Source organism: Sphingopyxis sp. OPL5 (genome assembly GCF_003797775.2).
Lineage (GTDB): Bacteria > Pseudomonadota > Alphaproteobacteria > Sphingomonadales > Sphingomonadaceae > Sphingopyxis.
In genome coordinates this window covers 3,108,035-3,122,450 of sequence record NZ_CP060725.1, presented here as the reverse complement: position 1 = coordinate 3,122,450, position 14,416 = coordinate 3,108,035, and the positions used below count along the sequence as shown (strand labels likewise).

23 protein-coding genes are annotated in these 14,416 nt (G+C 67.1%); 11 read left to right on the top strand and 12 right to left on the bottom strand.

The window, feature by feature from the left end; all coding sequences use genetic code 11:
• Positions 1-51: 51 nt before the first annotated feature.
• Positions 52-813 carry a hypothetical protein gene (locus tag EEB18_RS15065; RefSeq protein ID WP_187142434.1) on the top strand — a complete coding sequence of 254 codons (762 nt, stop codon included), beginning with the start codon at positions 52-54 and terminating at the stop codon, positions 811-813.
• Between the two features lie 62 nt (positions 814-875).
• On the top strand, positions 876-1,412 hold the full coding sequence (locus EEB18_RS15060; RefSeq protein ID WP_187142433.1) for a DUF4440 domain-containing protein: 537 nt from the start codon (positions 876-878) through the stop codon (positions 1,410-1,412).
• Here EEB18_RS15060 and EEB18_RS15055 read toward each other — a convergent pair.
• Positions 1,399-1,689 (bottom strand): TM2 domain-containing protein, encoded by a 291-nt coding sequence (locus tag EEB18_RS15055; protein ID WP_222943105.1) that lies wholly within the window; start codon positions 1,687-1,689, stop codon positions 1,399-1,401. The genes EEB18_RS15060 and EEB18_RS15055 overlap by 14 nt on opposite strands.
• Positions 1,690-1,838: 149 nt before the next feature.
• On the opposite strand from EEB18_RS15055, the gene EEB18_RS15050 reads away from it, so the two are divergent.
• Both EEB18_RS15050 and EEB18_RS15045 read left to right on the top strand, forming a co-directional pair.
• Positions 1,839-2,450, top strand: coding sequence for a hypothetical protein (locus EEB18_RS15050; RefSeq protein ID WP_187142431.1), 612 nt, complete (start codon positions 1,839-1,841; stop codon positions 2,448-2,450).
• A gap of 75 nt (positions 2,451-2,525) precedes the next feature.
• Positions 2,526-2,675, top strand: a complete 150-nt coding sequence (locus EEB18_RS15045) for a hypothetical protein (RefSeq protein WP_187142430.1) — start codon at positions 2,526-2,528, stop codon at positions 2,673-2,675.
• Between the two features lie 100 nt (positions 2,676-2,775).
• Here the strand turns inward: EEB18_RS15045 and EEB18_RS15040 are convergent, their stop codons facing one another.
• Positions 2,776-3,279, bottom strand: coding sequence for a translation initiation factor 2 (locus tag EEB18_RS15040; protein ID WP_156377628.1), 504 nt, complete (start codon positions 3,277-3,279; stop codon positions 2,776-2,778).
• A 293-nt stretch (positions 3,280-3,572) separates the two neighbouring features.
• On the opposite strand from EEB18_RS15040, the gene EEB18_RS15035 reads away from it, so the two are divergent.
• Entirely contained in the window at positions 3,573-4,034 is a 462-nt protein-coding gene (locus EEB18_RS15035) for a hypothetical protein (protein ID WP_187142429.1), read from the top strand.
• A gap of 114 nt (positions 4,035-4,148) precedes the next feature.
• Here EEB18_RS15035 and EEB18_RS15030 read toward each other — a convergent pair whose 3' ends face one another.
• Both EEB18_RS15030 and EEB18_RS15025 read right to left on the bottom strand, forming a co-directional pair.
• Entirely contained in the window at positions 4,149-4,787 is a 639-nt protein-coding gene (locus EEB18_RS15030; protein WP_187142428.1) for a DUF2272 domain-containing protein, read from the bottom strand.
• A 98-nt stretch (positions 4,788-4,885) separates the two neighbouring features.
• Positions 4,886-6,496, bottom strand: a complete 1,611-nt coding sequence (locus EEB18_RS15025; protein WP_187142427.1) for a sulfatase-like hydrolase/transferase — start codon at positions 6,494-6,496, stop codon at positions 4,886-4,888.
• A 126-nt stretch (positions 6,497-6,622) separates the two neighbouring features.
• On the opposite strand from EEB18_RS15025, the gene EEB18_RS15020 reads away from it, so the two are divergent.
• Both EEB18_RS15020 and EEB18_RS15015 read left to right on the top strand, forming a co-directional pair.
• A complete protein-coding gene (locus EEB18_RS15020; RefSeq protein WP_187142426.1) occupies positions 6,623-6,955 on the top strand; it encodes a hypothetical protein in 333 nt (110 codons plus the stop codon).
• The gene (locus tag EEB18_RS15015) at positions 6,955-7,308 is read left to right on the top strand and encodes a hypothetical protein (protein WP_187142425.1); all 354 of its coding nucleotides are present in this window, start codon (positions 6,955-6,957) and stop codon (positions 7,306-7,308) included. Before EEB18_RS15020 ends, EEB18_RS15015 begins: the two co-directional genes overlap by 1 nt.
• Positions 7,309-7,398: 90 nt before the next feature.
• On the opposite strand, the gene EEB18_RS15010 is transcribed toward EEB18_RS15015, so the two are convergent.
• Positions 7,399-7,656: a DUF2171 domain-containing protein gene (locus EEB18_RS15010; RefSeq protein WP_187142424.1), complete on the bottom strand. Its 258-nt coding sequence runs from the start codon at positions 7,654-7,656 to the stop codon at positions 7,399-7,401.
• A gap of 244 nt (positions 7,657-7,900) precedes the next feature.
• Between EEB18_RS15010 and EEB18_RS15005 the strand changes: the two genes are divergently transcribed.
• Positions 7,901-8,467 carry a hypothetical protein gene (locus EEB18_RS15005; protein WP_187669011.1) on the top strand — a complete coding sequence of 189 codons (567 nt, stop codon included), beginning with the start codon at positions 7,901-7,903 and terminating at the stop codon, positions 8,465-8,467.
• 4 nt (positions 8,468-8,471) lie between these two features.
• On the opposite strand, the gene EEB18_RS15000 is transcribed toward EEB18_RS15005, so the two are convergent.
• From EEB18_RS15000 to mnmA, 6 genes are all read right to left on the bottom strand, one after another.
• Positions 8,472-9,041, bottom strand: coding sequence for a thermonuclease family protein (locus EEB18_RS15000; RefSeq protein WP_262407945.1), 570 nt, complete (start codon positions 9,039-9,041; stop codon positions 8,472-8,474).
• A gap of 112 nt (positions 9,042-9,153) precedes the next feature.
• Positions 9,154-9,459 carry a hypothetical protein gene (locus tag EEB18_RS14995; RefSeq protein WP_187142396.1) on the bottom strand — a complete coding sequence of 102 codons (306 nt, stop codon included), beginning with the start codon at positions 9,457-9,459 and terminating at the stop codon, positions 9,154-9,156.
• Between the two features lie 55 nt (positions 9,460-9,514).
• Entirely contained in the window at positions 9,515-10,207 is a 693-nt protein-coding gene (locus EEB18_RS14990) for a DsbA family oxidoreductase (protein ID WP_187142395.1), read from the bottom strand.
• A 67-nt stretch (positions 10,208-10,274) separates the two neighbouring features.
• On the bottom strand, positions 10,275-10,418 hold the full coding sequence (locus EEB18_RS14985) for a hypothetical protein (protein WP_187142394.1): 144 nt from the start codon (positions 10,416-10,418) through the stop codon (positions 10,275-10,277).
• 73 nt (positions 10,419-10,491) lie between these two features.
• Positions 10,492-10,902: a hypothetical protein gene (locus tag EEB18_RS14980; RefSeq protein ID WP_187142393.1), complete on the bottom strand. Its 411-nt coding sequence runs from the start codon at positions 10,900-10,902 to the stop codon at positions 10,492-10,494.
• A gap of 53 nt (positions 10,903-10,955) precedes the next feature.
• A complete protein-coding gene (gene mnmA / locus EEB18_RS14975) occupies positions 10,956-12,104 on the bottom strand; it encodes a tRNA 2-thiouridine(34) synthase MnmA (protein ID WP_262407944.1) in 1,149 nt (382 codons plus the stop codon).
• A 132-nt stretch (positions 12,105-12,236) separates the two neighbouring features.
• On the opposite strand from mnmA, the gene EEB18_RS14970 reads away from it, so the two are divergent.
• Together EEB18_RS14970 and EEB18_RS14965 are read left to right on the top strand one after the other, a co-directional pair.
• A complete protein-coding gene (locus EEB18_RS14970; RefSeq protein WP_187142391.1) occupies positions 12,237-12,617 on the top strand; it encodes a hypothetical protein in 381 nt (126 codons plus the stop codon).
• 2 nt (positions 12,618-12,619) lie between these two features.
• Complete coding sequence (locus EEB18_RS14965) at positions 12,620-12,919, top strand: DUF1153 domain-containing protein (protein ID WP_056346126.1); 300 nt, start codon at positions 12,620-12,622, stop codon at positions 12,917-12,919.
• Between the two features lie 76 nt (positions 12,920-12,995).
• Here the strand turns inward: EEB18_RS14965 and EEB18_RS14960 are convergent, their stop codons facing one another.
• The gene (locus EEB18_RS14960) at positions 12,996-13,391 is read right to left on the bottom strand and encodes an Ohr family peroxiredoxin (protein WP_187142390.1); all 396 of its coding nucleotides are present in this window, start codon (positions 13,389-13,391) and stop codon (positions 12,996-12,998) included.
• A 154-nt stretch (positions 13,392-13,545) separates the two neighbouring features.
• Here EEB18_RS14960 and EEB18_RS14955 point away from each other — a divergent pair, with 154 nt between their 5' ends.
• On the top strand, positions 13,546-14,013 hold the full coding sequence (locus EEB18_RS14955; protein ID WP_187142389.1) for a MarR family winged helix-turn-helix transcriptional regulator: 468 nt from the start codon (positions 13,546-13,548) through the stop codon (positions 14,011-14,013).
• Positions 14,014-14,416: the final 403 nt, after the last annotated feature.

Below are 14,416 nucleotides of genomic sequence, written 5' to 3'. Positions count from 1 at the left end.
CCGCTTAAGGGCACAAAGGGCACAATTTCGCTGCGCGCACCGGGGAATCTTGTGACCTTAAGCGCCATCGCGGCCCTTCTGTTCCTCCTCGCCGCCCCCGCCGCCGCGCAGACCGTCACCCCTGTCCCCGCGGCGATTCGCGCCGAATTCGACCTGCCGCCGCGTGCCTATGCCAAATATCTCGACGCCGGCGGCATCCCCGTCCTCGGCTCGGCCGCGGTCGGCGACGCCGCGCTGCAAAAGGCGCGCGCCAATGTCCTCACCCTGCTCGCGACGCGCCCCGGGGTCGCGGCGCGGCTGCGCTCGCAGCGCGTCCGCGTCGTCATCCTCGCGCGCGGTGAGACCGTCGGCGCCATCCCCGAATATCGCGCCGCCTTTCCCGACCGTTCGCTCGACAAACGCTTCTGGGGCGGCTTCGGCGCGACGCCGACGCTGCCGATCGTCGCGGGGACCGAGGCGAATTTGATCGACGGCCAGAATGACGAAAATGTCTTCGTCCATGAATTCGCGCATACGGTCGCCGAAATGGCGCTCGCCGCCGACCCCGCTTTCGCGAAGGGCCTGACCGCCGCCTGGACCCACGCCCGCAAGGCGCGGCTGTGGGCGAACACTTACGCGGGCAGCAGCCGCGACGAATATTGGGCCGAAGGGGTGCAGGCCTATTTCGACGTCAATCGCGAAGGCCCCCCGGGCGGCGACGGCGTCCACAACGACCGCAACACCCGCGCCGAACTGCGCGCCTACGACCCCCTGCTCTTCGCGCTGATCGACCGCATCTATGGCGGCGCGACCCTGCGCGATACCGCCGACTGAGCGATCGCTTGCATCCCATCGCCCGGACTGTATTATAAAAACAACACAGCAGGAAAACCGCCATGTCCCTCAGCTTGCTTCTCGCCGCCGCGCTCGCCGCCCCCGCTCCCCAGCCAATGCCGACCGGCGAGGCGCTCACCGCGCAGATCGCCAGCGAAGACGCGCAGCTGTTCCAGGCGGTGTTCGAAGGCTGCCGGCCGCAGGCGCTGACCGACCTGCTCTCCCCCGGTTACCGGATGATCCACGACAAGGACGGCCTCGCCATCCCCGACCGCGCCGCCTTCGTCGCGGGGCTCGAAAAGCAATGCGCCGCGCGGGAACCCGGCGGCACCAACGCGGGGTACAGGAACCGCCGCCTGCTCGTCCCCGGATCGCGCACCGTCCGCGCCATGGGCGACTGGGGCGCGCTCGAGGAAGCGAGCCATGTCTTCTTCGAATGGAATGCAAAGGCCGACCGCTGGGACATGGTCGGCGGCGCGCGCTACATGCATGTCTGGCAATGGATGCCCGCCGAGGGCCGTTTCCGCCTGACCGAAAGCCTCAGCTACGACCATGGCGCCGCGGCGCCCGCACCGGCTGCGCCGTCTAGCGCGCCATGAACGGGATCATCACCGCGTCGGCGAACACCCACAGCGACCAGAGGATCAGCCCGATATAGAGGATCGGCGACAGGAAGGCCGCGATACCGACGACCAGCGTGCCCGCGAGCAGCAGCACCATCGCGATGCCGCTGTTGTTGTAACCGAGGTAGAAACGGTGCGCCGCGACCCCGCCGAGGAAGAACCACAGCAGATACGCCACCAGGATCGATTTCTGGTCGCGCCGTTCGAAACGCACGTCCGAAAAGGCGTAAAGGTCGCCATTATATTCCGCCATCGCCATCCCCCTGCCGGTCCAAACGCCCCGTCCTCCTCCTCGCACAAATTGCTGATCGATCGGTAAACGGCGCGCGCTTGACAGCGGGACGGCGACGGGCGCACCCCGGATACGGGCGACCGCAGCGCTCGCCGGAGAGAGATCAACCGATGACCGTCCGCCACCGCACCGTCGCCGCCTTGCTCCCTGCGCTGCTCCTCCTCGCACCGCCGCCCGCCGCCGCGACCTCGGTGGTCGCGACCCCGCCGCACCGGACCGACCGCGCCTGCGCGATCGCCGCCGACGTGCTTGCCGGACTCGTCGCCAACGCCAGCCCGCGCCCCAACGCGCTGCTCGGCGTCAGCGTCACCACCGATGCGCTCGGCACGGCGACGTGGGAGGACAATGCCGCGCTCGCCGCCGAACTCGGCAGCCACGCGGGCCAGCCCGACCGCGTGCCGCTCCGCCTGCTCTCACTGCGCCGCCTCGACGACGGCGGCGACAAGACACGCGCGCTCTATGTCGCGACGGTCGAACGCGACCGCTGGGAACTCACCCGCTACACCGGCACCGACGGCCTGCTGATGCCCGTCTACGAACCCGATCCGCATTATGAACCAAGCCGCAACGCCTGGCTCGTCACCTTTCGCGGCAACCATGTCGCCACGCTGCGCGAGGCGGGCGAACTCTGGGCGATCGGCCGCGGCGATGGCGCGATCGACTGCCGCGGCGCGATCGACCCCGAAGCCCCGATCCCGGTCATCGTACCCCACAGCGACTGACCGCCTCACCGGCGCGACAAGCCGTCGCCGCGCGCCGCGAAATCCTGCTATGCCGGTGGCGGAAGGAGACAGCCCATGCAGGCCGTAACCGAAGACGACCGCCGCAAGGAAATCCGTGTGCTGCTGCACCAGATCGAGGCGCATCCCGAACGCGACTGGAGCGCCGCGCGCCGCCGCCTCGCAACGCTGAGCAAGCTCGTCACGGTCCCGTCGAAGCGACACTGACCCGCACGACGGGCAAAAGAAAGGCGGGGCGGCGGCCGAAACCGCGCACCCCGCCGATCCTGTTGCAAAGGCGCGCCGGCATCGCCGGCGCGTCGCTGGCTTATTCTTCGAGCCCGGCGAGCTTCGGACCGATCGTCTTGGCGACGTCGACGCGAACCGAGGCATTATGTTCGGCGACGGTCATCACGACCTTGCCGTCCTTGTCGAGCAGCACCGCTTCCTCGTTCGAGCCCTCGGGCGCGAGCTTGACGATCAGCGGGCGCGGATAGAGGCGGTTGCTCGCCCCGTTGCTGCCATCGACCACACCGCCGACGATGCCGCCGAGCAGGATGTTGCCGAACGCCGAACCGCCGAGCTTCGACTGGATCAGCACATAGGTCGGCTTATAACCCGGCAGCGTGATGTCCGCGCGCTGGTCATTCTTGCGCTTGAACTCAAGCTTGCACGGCGTCGTGCAGCTGTCGCCGCTGGTGAATTTGACGAGCGCCCCGCCCGGGTTCGTCTCGGTCGAATAATCGGTCTTGGTACCGTTCACTACCGTGGCGCAACCCCCGAGTCCGAAGGACAGGGCTGCTGCGACCGCCACAGAAATTTTCGCTTTCACTGGTATTCCCCCTTGTTGAAACCAACGTCGTGATGGATGCAAAAAATGCAACGGTAAAGCGTTTTCCTCGTGCGACGAACCGAGGGGTGGAGGCGCCCGCGAAAAGCGCGGAAAAGCGTGTAGTGAACGCGTGATTAACCGGTACGACGGGCCCTCGCACCGGCAATTGCGGCCCCCACCAGACCCTTCGTCGTGCCTTCGCGGCGCCCCGTCCGATTCGCCCGCAGCGCGCGCAACGCGCCGCCGGCACCGCCGTTTCGACGGCACGGCAAATCCATTTCGGGAGTTATATCATGCGTAAGGTCCTCATCATCTTGTCCGCCGGCACGGCGCTGTTCGCCGCTCCCGTGCTCGCGCAGGTCGCGGGCGTCGGCGGGCAAGTCGGGGTCGGCGGCCAGGTCGGCGTCGATACCGGCGCGACGCTCGGCACCGTCAGCGACCGTCTGTCGGCAACCGTCGATCGCGTCGACGGCACCGTGAACCGCACCGTCGACAGGACCAACCTCCGCGTCGCGACGCGCGAGCAGGTGCGCGCGGGCGCCGACATCCGCGATGGCCGCGGCAACAGCATCGGCACGGTGCAGAGCGTCGAGGGCGACACCGCGGTCGTCGTGCGCGGCGGCAAGCTCTACAATATCCCGCTGTCCGACATTTACCACGACGCGAGCGGCACCGCGAACGGCCTTGTGACCAGGCTGTCGTCCGGCGAGATCAAGGCCCGCGCGGTCGCGGGTGCCGAGGTCAAGGGCAACTGACCGGCGACGGCGACCCCTCGCATGCCGGGACGTCGCCACGCATCGGGAGCCGGGTGCGCACCCGGCTCCCTTTTGGCTTTCGCGATGTTACCGAGGCTTGGGTCGTCGCCTGAGTCAGATTTCGCAGGCGAGCACCGCTATCCACGGATAGCTTTTGCTCCCGTCCTTGCGCGGAAGCAGTCGTCCATTGCCATCGAGCGATAGCTTCTTGCGGTCCACATTGTGGATGATGTTACCGCCGATGGTAATGGCATGGGTCGTCGTCACCTCGATGACGATATCTCCGTGCGACGGATAGAAGCTGTCGGCCTGATAGATCATCTTGGCTTGGTCGTAATCATAGGTTTTGGCATATTCCCGGCCGCCACAGATGATGTCGCCGACCTTCGGCGTATAGGCCGCGGGTTTCATCGCTCGATATCCATAACCGGCGTTGGCCCCCGCGCTCGCCTTCATCGCGGCGTCGATATAGTGGCAATGGGCCTGGCTATATTTGAACTTCGTGCCCGCCCCCGCCTTGCGGATGCAGAAAGAAACAAAGGCCGACGACCAGGCCGGCCGGATGCCGCCTTGGACCGTCCGGCCCGTCAGATTGTTGATGTTGATGCTCTTCCAATACTCTTCGACGAATAGATAATAGTCCTTCGCGATTCCCGGATCATCTGTACCCTGGGTTTCGCGTCCCGCACCGTTGTCCCAACGGGCATATTCTGCGAGACAAATCTGAGCAAGTTTATCGGTAAATATAGTCATGGCAACGCTCCCCCAAAAATCTATGGCGTCGCGACTCAGTATTTTTTCACCGATCGGAAGAATGAGCGAAAAAGGTTAGAAAGCCAAATCAATATTGTTCAATCGACCGGCGGCACATCCGCGGCCGTCCCCGGAAAGGCGCGGCCCGCGCTGACCGCGATCTCGCCGCCTTCGCGTACCGGGATCACGCTGCGCCCGAACCACACATAGCGCGCCGTCGGTGCGTCGAGGTCGTGGTCGTAGCGCGCCGCCACCGCCGCGCGATCATATCCCATCCACCCCAGGGTCGCCGGAAAGATCTGGCTCGCCGACCGCCCGCCCCCGGGCGCCGCGGCATAGTCCGCCGCCAGCCGGTCGGGCACGAAGGCCAATAGCGGCACGCGAAACTCGTCGGCGACCGGCGCCCGGCTGCAATGCGGCAAGGCCCCGGGGGCCAGGTTCTGGCCATGGTCCGACGTATAGACGATCGCCACCGCCTCGCGGTCGACCCCGGCGAGCAGCGTATCGAAGAAACCCCGTTTCGACCAGGCCAGCGCCGTGTCATATTGACGCGCGACCGGCGCGTCGGCGGGGATCGTGCCTGCGGGATAATGGTCGCGATACTGGAAATGGACACCGCGCAGCACCACAAAGGCAAAGCTTTTCCCCGGCGATTTCATCTGCACGTTCAGCGTCCGGGCGATCCGCAGGTCGGTGTCCATGCCCCCCGCCATCGACCGGAAATCGTCGATCAGCGCGCGCTCGGGCGGCAGCAGCAAATTCTGCGGCGCCCCCGCGGTCTGCCCGTCGATCAGGATCGTGCGATACCCGGCGCGCTTCGCATAGCCCCAGATCGACGGCGTCGCCCGCAGGTCGCTGTCCTTTCCGACATGCCGCACGTCGACCCCCGACCGCAACGCGACCTGCGCCGGCGCGCTGCAATGCCCCAGCGCCGCCGCCACCCCGAAGTCCCGATGCGCCACACCGTGTAGCGACGGAGCGATCAACCGCGCGAAGGGTGCCGCCGCGACGCTTTCGTCGATCAACCAGACGATGTGCCGCGGCGCATCGCCGGTATCGGGCACCAGCGTCACCGCTTCGCGCACCGGCGGCGGCGCCGCGCTCGCGAGCTCCCATGCCAGCCCGTACAGATTGCGCTCGGCGCCTTCGGGCCAGCGGTCGAGCGGGCGGATCAGCAATCCGGGCAACAGGAACAAGGCGGCGCCGGCCCAGGCGAAGATCCGGCCGGCGGGCAGCCGTCCGGATCGCAGCAGCATGGACCGCGCGCCCGCGAACAAGGCGACCGCCGCCGCCGCCTGCACGGCCGCCAGCATGAACGCCCCGCCGAATGCACCCGCGGCATTGCCCGCCTGCCGCGCCTCGGCCGCCATCCACGCGAGCGTGCCCGCGCCCATCAATTCGCTGACCAGCCCGCTATAGCCATGGTTGACGAGGATCGAGACCCCGGCGAGACCGAGCAGCAGCATCGCCCAGCGCCGCGGCAGCCAGGCCAGCGCCGCGAGCAAACCGGTCGCCTGCGCCGCGAGGACTGCAAAGGCGCCGACGGCATTGCGCGGGTCGCCCGCCGCGAGCCGATAGACGACGTCGTGGGTGAGCTGGTACCGGTTGGCAACGGCATAGCCGGCCGCAAACAACAGCAGCCCGGCGGCGACCCGCCATGCCCCGATTGCTGCGCCCTGCGGTCGTCGCTGTTTCGCCCAATTCGCCATACGCGCGCCGAATTAGGGCAAACTCGTTGAAAAATAGCAAAAAGATGTGCCGCTTCCGCAAGCTGGCCTGCCCGCCCCCGTTGCGATAGGATAGGCCGGCGCGACGACGATGGGGAGGCCGACACGATGGACGGTGCAACCGACAGCGAAGACGCGGGCGAGCGGCTGTACGCCGCCGCGGTCGCCCATGCCCAAAGCCGCGGTTTCCGCCTCGGCGACGGCGCCGATCATTATTTTCGCCAACGCTCCGGTGACGCCGCGCGGCAACTGGCGGGCGCGGCGAACGACGAAGGCTTCGACTTGGCCATCGCCAACACGCGCGCGCTGATCGATGCGATGATCGCCGCGCGCCCTGCGGCCTATGCCGACGATCCCGACCGGCTCGCCTCGGACATCATCGGCGAAGTCACCCTCGGCGAGGCCCTCGCACGCCTCTGCCCGATCTGGCCTTTCTGCTGATGGCCTTCGACGAGCGCATCGGCGCCGCCTTCGGCGCGGCGAGCGACACGGTGAAGCAATTGCTGGCTCTCGCGACGGCGTCGATCGGCGGCGCGATCGCCTTGTTCGACGACGGCGCCAAAGCGGGCATCGACTTCGGCCCCGCCGACCTCTGGGTCCGAATCGGGCTGATGCTGCTGGCGTTCAGCGTGCTGGGCGGGCTGATGGCGCTCGGCGCGATCGCCGGACAACTGGGCAGCGACAAGGTCGATACCCCCAACAGCTATGCCCCCGGACTCCGCCTGTTCTACGGACTCCAACTGCTCGCCTACGGTCTCGGCGTCGTCGCGCTCGTGGTCCACGCGGTCGGCTAGCAACGAAAACGGCCCACTCCGCGCGTCGGCGGGATGGGCCGGTTTCGATGCCGTGGCGGCGCGCGGTCCGCGCCGCCAACCCGCTCTTGCTTATTCGGCCTCCTCGAACAGGTCGACCGCATTGGCGGCGGTCGCCGACAGGCGGATCGTGTCGCCTTCGACCGACGCGACGAGCCCGGCGGGCAGATAATGATGCTTGCCGCCCTCGCCGTCTTCGGCCTGCGGGCTGTCGGCCTTGGTCAGCTTGATGCGCTCGCCGTCAAGATGGTCGACGGTGCCGACATGGACACCGTCGGCGCCGACGACAGTCATATTTTCCTTGATCGCGCTATGGTCATGCTCTGCCATGGGGAGTCTCCTTGCCGCTCGCGGGGGCTGTTCCGGGCGAGTCCTGCGCATCATACGCCCGATCCTGGCATTCGATCCACCGGCTTCGACGATCCGCCCCAAAGCCGCGTTCGCCTTTCATTCGGGCGCGAAGCGGCTAAGCTCGGCGCATGCGTTTCCCGGCCCTCTTCATCGCCCTCGCGCTCTTCGCCGCGCCCCCGCCGCCGCCTGCTCGCCCGCCCCCGGCTACCGGGTGCCGACCAATATGGAACTCGTCGGACAGGCCGACCTGATCCTGCTGGCGACGGTGAGTCCCGGCGATTTCGAACCCGACGGCCCGCCGACCCAGCAAATCCTGCTGCAACCCGTCGCGGTGCTCAAGGGGACGATCCCCGACGGGCCGCTGGCGCTGTCGGCGATGATCGCGACCGATGCCGAAGCGATGCTCAGCAACCCCTATGAGCTGAACGAGGCGCATCCGCAAAGCTACACCGGATCGTGCACCCGCTACGCCTTCCCCAGCGGATCGCGCGTGCTTTTCTTCCTCACCAAAGAGGACGGCCATTGGCGCGAAGCCGGCGGCCCGTTCAGCCGCTGGGCCGAGGACGTACTCATCGACGATGCGCCCTGGCTGCGGCTCGTGCGCTTCTATCTCAAGGTCCAGGCGCTGCCCGAGGCCGAGCGCGACGCGGCGCTGATCGAACGCCGCGCTTTTTGGGGGGCGCTGGGCGACGATCCGGTCGCGCAACTGATGGCGCTCGATATCGATCGCCAGCTCGCGGGTCCGAACCCGCCGCTGCGCGGAGAACTGCCGCCGGCGCCCGAAGACTGAACCGTCAGCACCACGGCCGCCGCGCCCCTTCCCACCGCCTCGCCAGCCCCTCGCCGACAAGCACATCGCCGACACTCGCGCCGCCGCGCGTCACGATGCGTAGCTTGCGCCCGTAACGATCACCGTCGCGCCCGGCACTTTCGAGGCTGAAGGACCCGGCGTTCAGCCACGCCTGCAGCCGCCGGGTCGCCGCCTTGCCCAGTGCCGCCTCTTCCGCGCAGCGCGCCGGATGCGTTTCGGGCGTATCGATGTCGGCGATACGATATTTCTCGCCCGCGAACCAGAAGGTGTCGCCGTCGACGACACAGTCGCGCCCGCCCCCGCTATGACAGAAACCGAACCGCGCGGCATGGCGGCCGCCCGGCATCACCGGCGCTGCCCGAACTGCAAGGCCGTCGGCCTTGGCGCCATCGGCGAGAGCGGGCGAGAATTGCAGCGCCGCCAGCGTTCCCAGAAAGCCCAGCGCCATGACCGGCGTGATCCACCGGATCGCGCCGACCCCGCGTGTCGGGCGGATGGGTTTGCGATACCGCCGCTGGCGGCGATGGGTCGAAAGAAAGTCGGGTCCGGCCATGCCGCGACCCTGCCATCACCCGCTTACCAAAATCCCGACAGGCCCGCTCCGCTATGGCGGCGACCGCCGTCAGATTGCGCCGCAGCGGTGCCGGATGGGACGAAAACAGGCGTCAGGGCGCGCCGCGCGGCTCATCGTCCTCGATGCCGCCTTCGCCGAGCTCGCCATCCTCGTCGTCGTCGCTGCGTTCGCCGCGATAGGCGCCCATGTCGATGCGGCCCGAGCGTTCCATCTGGCGCATATGGTCGACCAGATCCTGCATGTCGTCGCTGTCGCCCGGCCCCTTCGCCTTGACGCTGTCGCCCAGCGGCCGCGCGCGGCGCGCCGCCTCGGCGACGGTCTGCGCCTGCGCTTCCTCATCCTCCTGCTCGCGGTTGACCACTTCGGGGGCTTGGTCTTCGCGGGGTTCGTCGATCATGGCCGGCTCCTTGATGGGGATGACCGATCAACGCACCGCGCGCGCCCTCCGTTCCTCAGGCCGCGTCGGCCAGCACTTTGCGCTCGATCACCCGGATAAAGACCTCGGGGTCCTGCGCGCCGGGCACCAGCATCCGTCCGCCGAGGATGAAGGCGGGCACGCCGGTGATATTCTGGTCGGCCCAATAGGCCTCTTCGGTGCGCACCATCTCGCCGAACTCGTCGCCGCCGAGGATCGCTGCGGCGCGCGCGCGATCGAGCCCGACCGACGCCGCAACATCGGCAAGCACCGCATGATCGCTCACATCGCGGTTGTCGGTGAAATGCGCCTTGAACAGCGCGAGCTTGAGCGCGGTCTGCACCCCCGTCGGCTCGGACTGCTCGGGGTCCTCGCGCGACCCCGCCCAGGTCAGCAACCGGTGGGCGTCGAAACTGTTGCGCATCCGGAAACCCGGCCCGCGGTTGAAGGCGAAACCGAGGTCGGCCGCGACCCCCGCCATCTTGCCGCTGTTGGCGCGGCTCTGTTCGGCGCTGACGCCATATTTGCGCATCACATGGGCGGCGGCATCCTCGCCCTCGGGCGGCATGTCGGGGTTGAGCTCGAAGGGATGCCATTGCACCCGAAATTCCAGCCGCCCGGCGAAATGCGCCATCACAGTCTCGAACTTCAGCCAGCCGATGATGCACCAGGGGCACATCACGTCTGACACGATATCGACGCTGAGACGCGGAAGCGGGGCTTGGGTCATGACGGGGCCTTTCACTGGCCCAGCCTAGCCCCCCGAATTTCCGGACGCCACCCCCGATCGGAACCGCCTAAAAGACGATGCGGCGATCGCTACCCGACCGGCGATCGACGCCCGAACGACGTTCGGGTCCGCGATAATCGGGGTCCTGCGCCTGGCGCCGATCCTCGGCACGGCGTCCCGGGCCGCCACGCTTGTTCTGTTGGGTTTCCATCTGGTCCCTCCTTTACCGCCCACGGCAAGAAGGGGACCATCGCAGAAAGGCGATGAAAAATGGTTAATCCGGTTCAGCCGAGCGGATCGGCCGGCGCCGGCGCCGGGCGCGACAACACCCACCAGCTGCCGACCATCAACAGCACCGACAGCGCCTCGATGATCATCCCCTGCACGATTCCGAAATTGGTCGGATCGCCCAGCGCGACCCCGATCAGCCTGCCGGTGAGCGCGGTGCCATATAGCGCCGCCGGCACCAGCAACGCCCGCACCCACCCCGGCATCAGCGCGCCGAGCGCCGCCGATCCCGCCGACACGAGGAAGAAGGACGACAGGTCGGCGCGCAAGGTGTTGATCGCGACGCCGCTGATCGTGAAGCCGAAGGTTTCCGAATAGCTCGCCGGATCGATCACCCCGCGTGCGCCGATCATGAAAAAAAACACCGCCCACAACAGGACGGCGCCGCGCAAGACCCAGTTGACCATTTTCTTCTCCCTGTTTGGCCGCCAAGCTGCGGCATCGGGAGCGAATGTGCAATCTATTCCGCCGCGAACGTCGCTTCGATCCAGCCGCCGCCCAGCACGCGCGACGCGTCTCCGGCATCGTAAAGCACCGCCGCCTGTCCCGGTGCGACGCCATATTCGGGTTCGGCGAAGATCAGCCGCTCGCCTTCGACCCGCGCCGCCACCGGCCGCGCCATGCTGCGCACCTTCGCCAGCACATCGCGCCCGTCGACATCGCCGAGCCAGTTCGCCTCGCCCAGCCGCGCGCCCGCCACCGCCAGCGCGCGCCGCGGCCCGACCACGACCTGCTTAGCCGGCGCATCGAGGCGCACGACATACAGCGGCTCGGCCTGCCCACCGATCTCGATCCCGCGCCGCTGCCCGACCGTATAATGAATGAGGCCCTTGTGCGCGCCCAGCACGGTGCCGTCGACATGGACGATCTCGCCCTGGTCGTCGGCCTCGGGGCGCAGCTTGCGGACCAGCGTCGCATAGTCGCCGTCGGGGACGAAGCAGATGTCCTGGCTGTCGGGCTTGCCCGCGACGCCGAGGCCCAGCTCGCGCGCGATCTCGCGCACGACGCTCTTCTCGAGTCCGCCGAGCGGAAAGCGCAAAAAGTCGAGCTGGTCCTGCGTCGTCGCGAACAGGAAATAGCTCTGGTCGCGCGCCGGATCGACCGCGCGGTGCAATTCGGCACCCGCGGGACCCATCACCCGCCGCACATAATGGCCGGTCGCGAGGCAGTCGGCGCCCAATTCCTTCGCCAGCGCGAACAGGTCGGTGAACTTCACCCCCATGTTGCACCGCACGCACGGGATCGGCGTCCGCCCCGCCAGATATTCATCGGCGAACTGGTCGATCACCGTATCGCGAAAGCGGCTTTCATGGTCATAGACATGATGCGCGAAGCCCAGCCGGTCGGCGACCGCCCGCGCGTCGCGAATATCCTGCCCCGCGCAGCACGCTCCGACGCGCTTCGCCTTGGCGCCATAGTCATAGAGTTGCAGCGTCACCCCGATCACCTCGGCGCCCGATCGCGCTGCGAGCGCCGCGACGACGCTCGAATCGACTCCGCCCGACATCGCGACGACGATTCGCCGATCCTTCAGCGGCTCGGCGAGCTGGAAGTCGGCCCGGGCGAGCCCGGCGGGGGAAGAAATCAGCGTGGCCATGATCGCCGCCATCTAGGGACGATGCGCCGAAAATACCAGCTTTTCCGCGCCACCTGTCAAGATATTGACGCGGGTTAAGCTTCGCTAACGAGGGATGAAACGGGCATTTACGGGACCTTAGGCGGTCGGAGGTAGACCGGCCTCATGAACCTCGCCCCGTCCGACCTTCCGCGCCTTGCCGGTGCGGCCAGCCTGTCGAAGCCCGGCTTCGATATCATCCTGGCCGTCTCCGCCGCGCGTCAGGCGATGCTGCCGACCACCGGTCTGCTGCATGAGCGGACGGCACGCGACGGTCGCGCCGACCTCTCGTCGGCGCGGCGGGCGATGCTGTGTGGAACGATGGCGGGATCATGGGCGTTCGGGCCGCGGCCGGCACGCTTTTTCGACCTGTCGGAAGAAGTGACCGTTCTGCCGGAAACTGTGAACAGCCTGTTTACCAGAGGATTTCAGCCGATGTTGAACTCCTCCACAGTAGACATGCTCGCGTCGGATGCCCCCCTGTCCGACGGCGAAAAAATGGAATGACAATGATCGAAAATCAGAAAATCCGTCCGGCTCAAGTCATTGGCCCCCTCGGGGAGCCCCTGACGATCGATTCGCTGCCGCCGCCGAACACGACTCGCTGGGTCGTGCGTCGCAAGGCCGAGGTCGTCGCGGCCGTTAACGGCGGCCTGCTGACCGTCGACGAGGTGTGCGAACGCTATTCGCTGACGCTCGAGGAATTCGCGAGCTGGCAGCGCTCGATCGATCGCAGCGGCATGCCGGGCCTGCGCGTCACGCGAATCCAGCACTATCGCGACCTCTATGAGCGCCAGCAGCGCTTCTGATCGCGCGAGCAAAAAAAAGGGAAAAGGGCGCCCGCGGGGCGCCCTTTTTTTGTCCGTCGATGACGGGCGGATGATCTCAGGCGAGGTTGAGCTCGACCTCGATATTGCCCGCGATCGCCTTCGAATAGGGGCAGACCTTGTGCGCGGCTTCGATCAGTTCGCGCGCCACTTCGCGGTCGATCCCGGGAACGGCGACGTCCAGCCGCGCGCGCAGTTCAAAACCGCCACCACGGTGGAGCAGGTCGATCGTCGCATCGACCGAGGGGGTTTCGGGCAACGCGATCTTGCGCTGGCCGGCGACCAGTCCGACCGCGCCGAGGAAGCACGCCGACCAGGCGGCGGCGAACAGATTCTCGGCCGCCGGGTGCGGTTCGGGCAGCTCGATCTCGAAGCTGCCATCGGCGCTGCGTGCATAGCCTTCGGCGCCGCCGACGGTGTGGGTGGATCCGCTGAACAGGATTTTATCGGTCATGGTGGTTTCCTTTTCGAAGAGAGGCATCTATTTGCATCGTGTCCGATTAGATCGGATACGATGCAAATAGATGCCTCGATATCCGATGTCAACCCCCTTCCGATTTAATCGCATACGATCTATATAGGCGCACGCACCCACCGTGGAGACTGCCATGACCGCCACCGAAAAATTCCCCGCCAAAGCAGCGGGACTTGCTGATTTCCTGTGCTTCGCCGTCTATTCGGCGAACCTCGCCTTCGGCCGCGCCTATAAACCGATCCTCGACGAACTGGGGCTGACCTACACCCAATATATCGCGCTCGTCGCACTCGGCGACGGCGACGAGCAGACCGTCGGCGCGCTCGGCGAGAAATTATTTCTCGAATCGAACACGCTCACGCCGCTGCTCAAGAAGCTCGAGTCGGCGGGATATATCCGCCGCCGCCGCGACCCAGAGGACGAACGTCAGGTCCGGCTCAGCCTCACCGCCGCCGGCCGCACGCTGGTCGACCGGGACCCCGGCTCCGCCGCGCTGTTCGCCGCCACCGGCCTCGGCGACGATTTCCGCGCCGTGCAGCAATCGGTGATCAGGCTCCGCGACAATCTGGTCCGCGCGACCCGCGCGGAGGCAAAGGAGTGAACGAGCGGGCAGATCGACGCATGTGATCCGGGACGTCGCGCGACCGGTGTGGATAAAGCCCCCACAACGCGCGGTATCGGGGAAACGACAGACGCCGCCGACGCCGCACGGTGGCCCCGTCTCCTGAATCGCCGTGAGACGAGCGGGTTCAGAAGACGGGGTTGCCGACACTACGCAGGCCTCGTCGCCGGGTTGCGCGCGCGGCGCTCCGTCCACCTGAAGGTGAGATCGCACCATCGCGCCTTTTGGCCGGCGCCGGGACGATCCGTATCGCCAACCCCACGCCTGGTTCGTCCCATGCTGGCGGAGCCCTTCCTCAAATTGCGACGGAAATCCATGCGATTCCCGCTATTTGACATTTTCTTTGCAACCCTCTCGTTCACCCGGCGTTAAGCCCCCAAGT

Excerpts from the sequence above, each read along its gene's own strand:
- EEB18_RS15060 (WP_187142433.1), top strand. The coding sequence starts at position 876 with ATGTCCCTCAGCTTGCTTCTCGCCGCCGCGCTCGCCGCCCCCGCTCCC.
- EEB18_RS15055 (WP_222943105.1), bottom strand. The coding sequence starts at position 1,689 with ATGGCGGAATATAATGGCGACCTTTACGCCTTTTCGGACGTGCGTTTC.
- EEB18_RS15050 (WP_187142431.1), top strand. The coding sequence starts at position 1,839 with ATGACCGTCCGCCACCGCACCGTCGCCGCCTTGCTCCCTGCGCTGCTC.
- EEB18_RS15045 (WP_187142430.1), top strand. The coding sequence starts at position 2,526 with ATGCAGGCCGTAACCGAAGACGACCGCCGCAAGGAAATCCGTGTGCTG.
- EEB18_RS15035 (WP_187142429.1), top strand. The coding sequence starts at position 3,573 with ATGCGTAAGGTCCTCATCATCTTGTCCGCCGGCACGGCGCTGTTCGCC.
- EEB18_RS15030 (WP_187142428.1), bottom strand. The coding sequence starts at position 4,787 with ATGACTATATTTACCGATAAACTTGCTCAGATTTGTCTCGCAGAATAT.
- EEB18_RS15025 (WP_187142427.1), bottom strand. The coding sequence starts at position 6,496 with ATGGCGAATTGGGCGAAACAGCGACGACCGCAGGGCGCAGCAATCGGG.
- EEB18_RS15020 (WP_187142426.1), top strand. The coding sequence starts at position 6,623 with ATGGACGGTGCAACCGACAGCGAAGACGCGGGCGAGCGGCTGTACGCC.
- EEB18_RS15015 (WP_187142425.1), top strand. The coding sequence starts at position 6,955 with ATGGCCTTCGACGAGCGCATCGGCGCCGCCTTCGGCGCGGCGAGCGAC.
- EEB18_RS15010 (WP_187142424.1), bottom strand. The coding sequence starts at position 7,656 with ATGGCAGAGCATGACCATAGCGCGATCAAGGAAAATATGACTGTCGTC.
- EEB18_RS15005 (WP_187669011.1), top strand. The coding sequence starts at position 7,901 with ATGGAACTCGTCGGACAGGCCGACCTGATCCTGCTGGCGACGGTGAGT.
- EEB18_RS15000 (WP_262407945.1), bottom strand. The coding sequence starts at position 9,041 with ATGGCCGGACCCGACTTTCTTTCGACCCATCGCCGCCAGCGGCGGTAT.
- EEB18_RS14995 (WP_187142396.1), bottom strand. The coding sequence starts at position 9,459 with ATGATCGACGAACCCCGCGAAGACCAAGCCCCCGAAGTGGTCAACCGC.
- EEB18_RS14990 (WP_187142395.1), bottom strand. The coding sequence starts at position 10,207 with ATGACCCAAGCCCCGCTTCCGCGTCTCAGCGTCGATATCGTGTCAGAC.
- EEB18_RS14985 (WP_187142394.1), bottom strand. The coding sequence starts at position 10,418 with ATGGAAACCCAACAGAACAAGCGTGGCGGCCCGGGACGCCGTGCCGAG.
- EEB18_RS14980 (WP_187142393.1), bottom strand. The coding sequence starts at position 10,902 with ATGGTCAACTGGGTCTTGCGCGGCGCCGTCCTGTTGTGGGCGGTGTTT.
- mnmA (WP_262407944.1), bottom strand. The coding sequence starts at position 12,104 with ATGGCGGCGATCATGGCCACGCTGATTTCTTCCCCCGCCGGGCTCGCC.
- EEB18_RS14970 (WP_187142391.1), top strand. The coding sequence starts at position 12,237 with ATGAACCTCGCCCCGTCCGACCTTCCGCGCCTTGCCGGTGCGGCCAGC.
- EEB18_RS14965 (WP_056346126.1), top strand. The coding sequence starts at position 12,620 with ATGATCGAAAATCAGAAAATCCGTCCGGCTCAAGTCATTGGCCCCCTC.
- EEB18_RS14960 (WP_187142390.1), bottom strand. The coding sequence starts at position 13,391 with ATGACCGATAAAATCCTGTTCAGCGGATCCACCCACACCGTCGGCGGC.
- EEB18_RS14955 (WP_187142389.1), top strand. The coding sequence starts at position 13,546 with ATGACCGCCACCGAAAAATTCCCCGCCAAAGCAGCGGGACTTGCTGAT.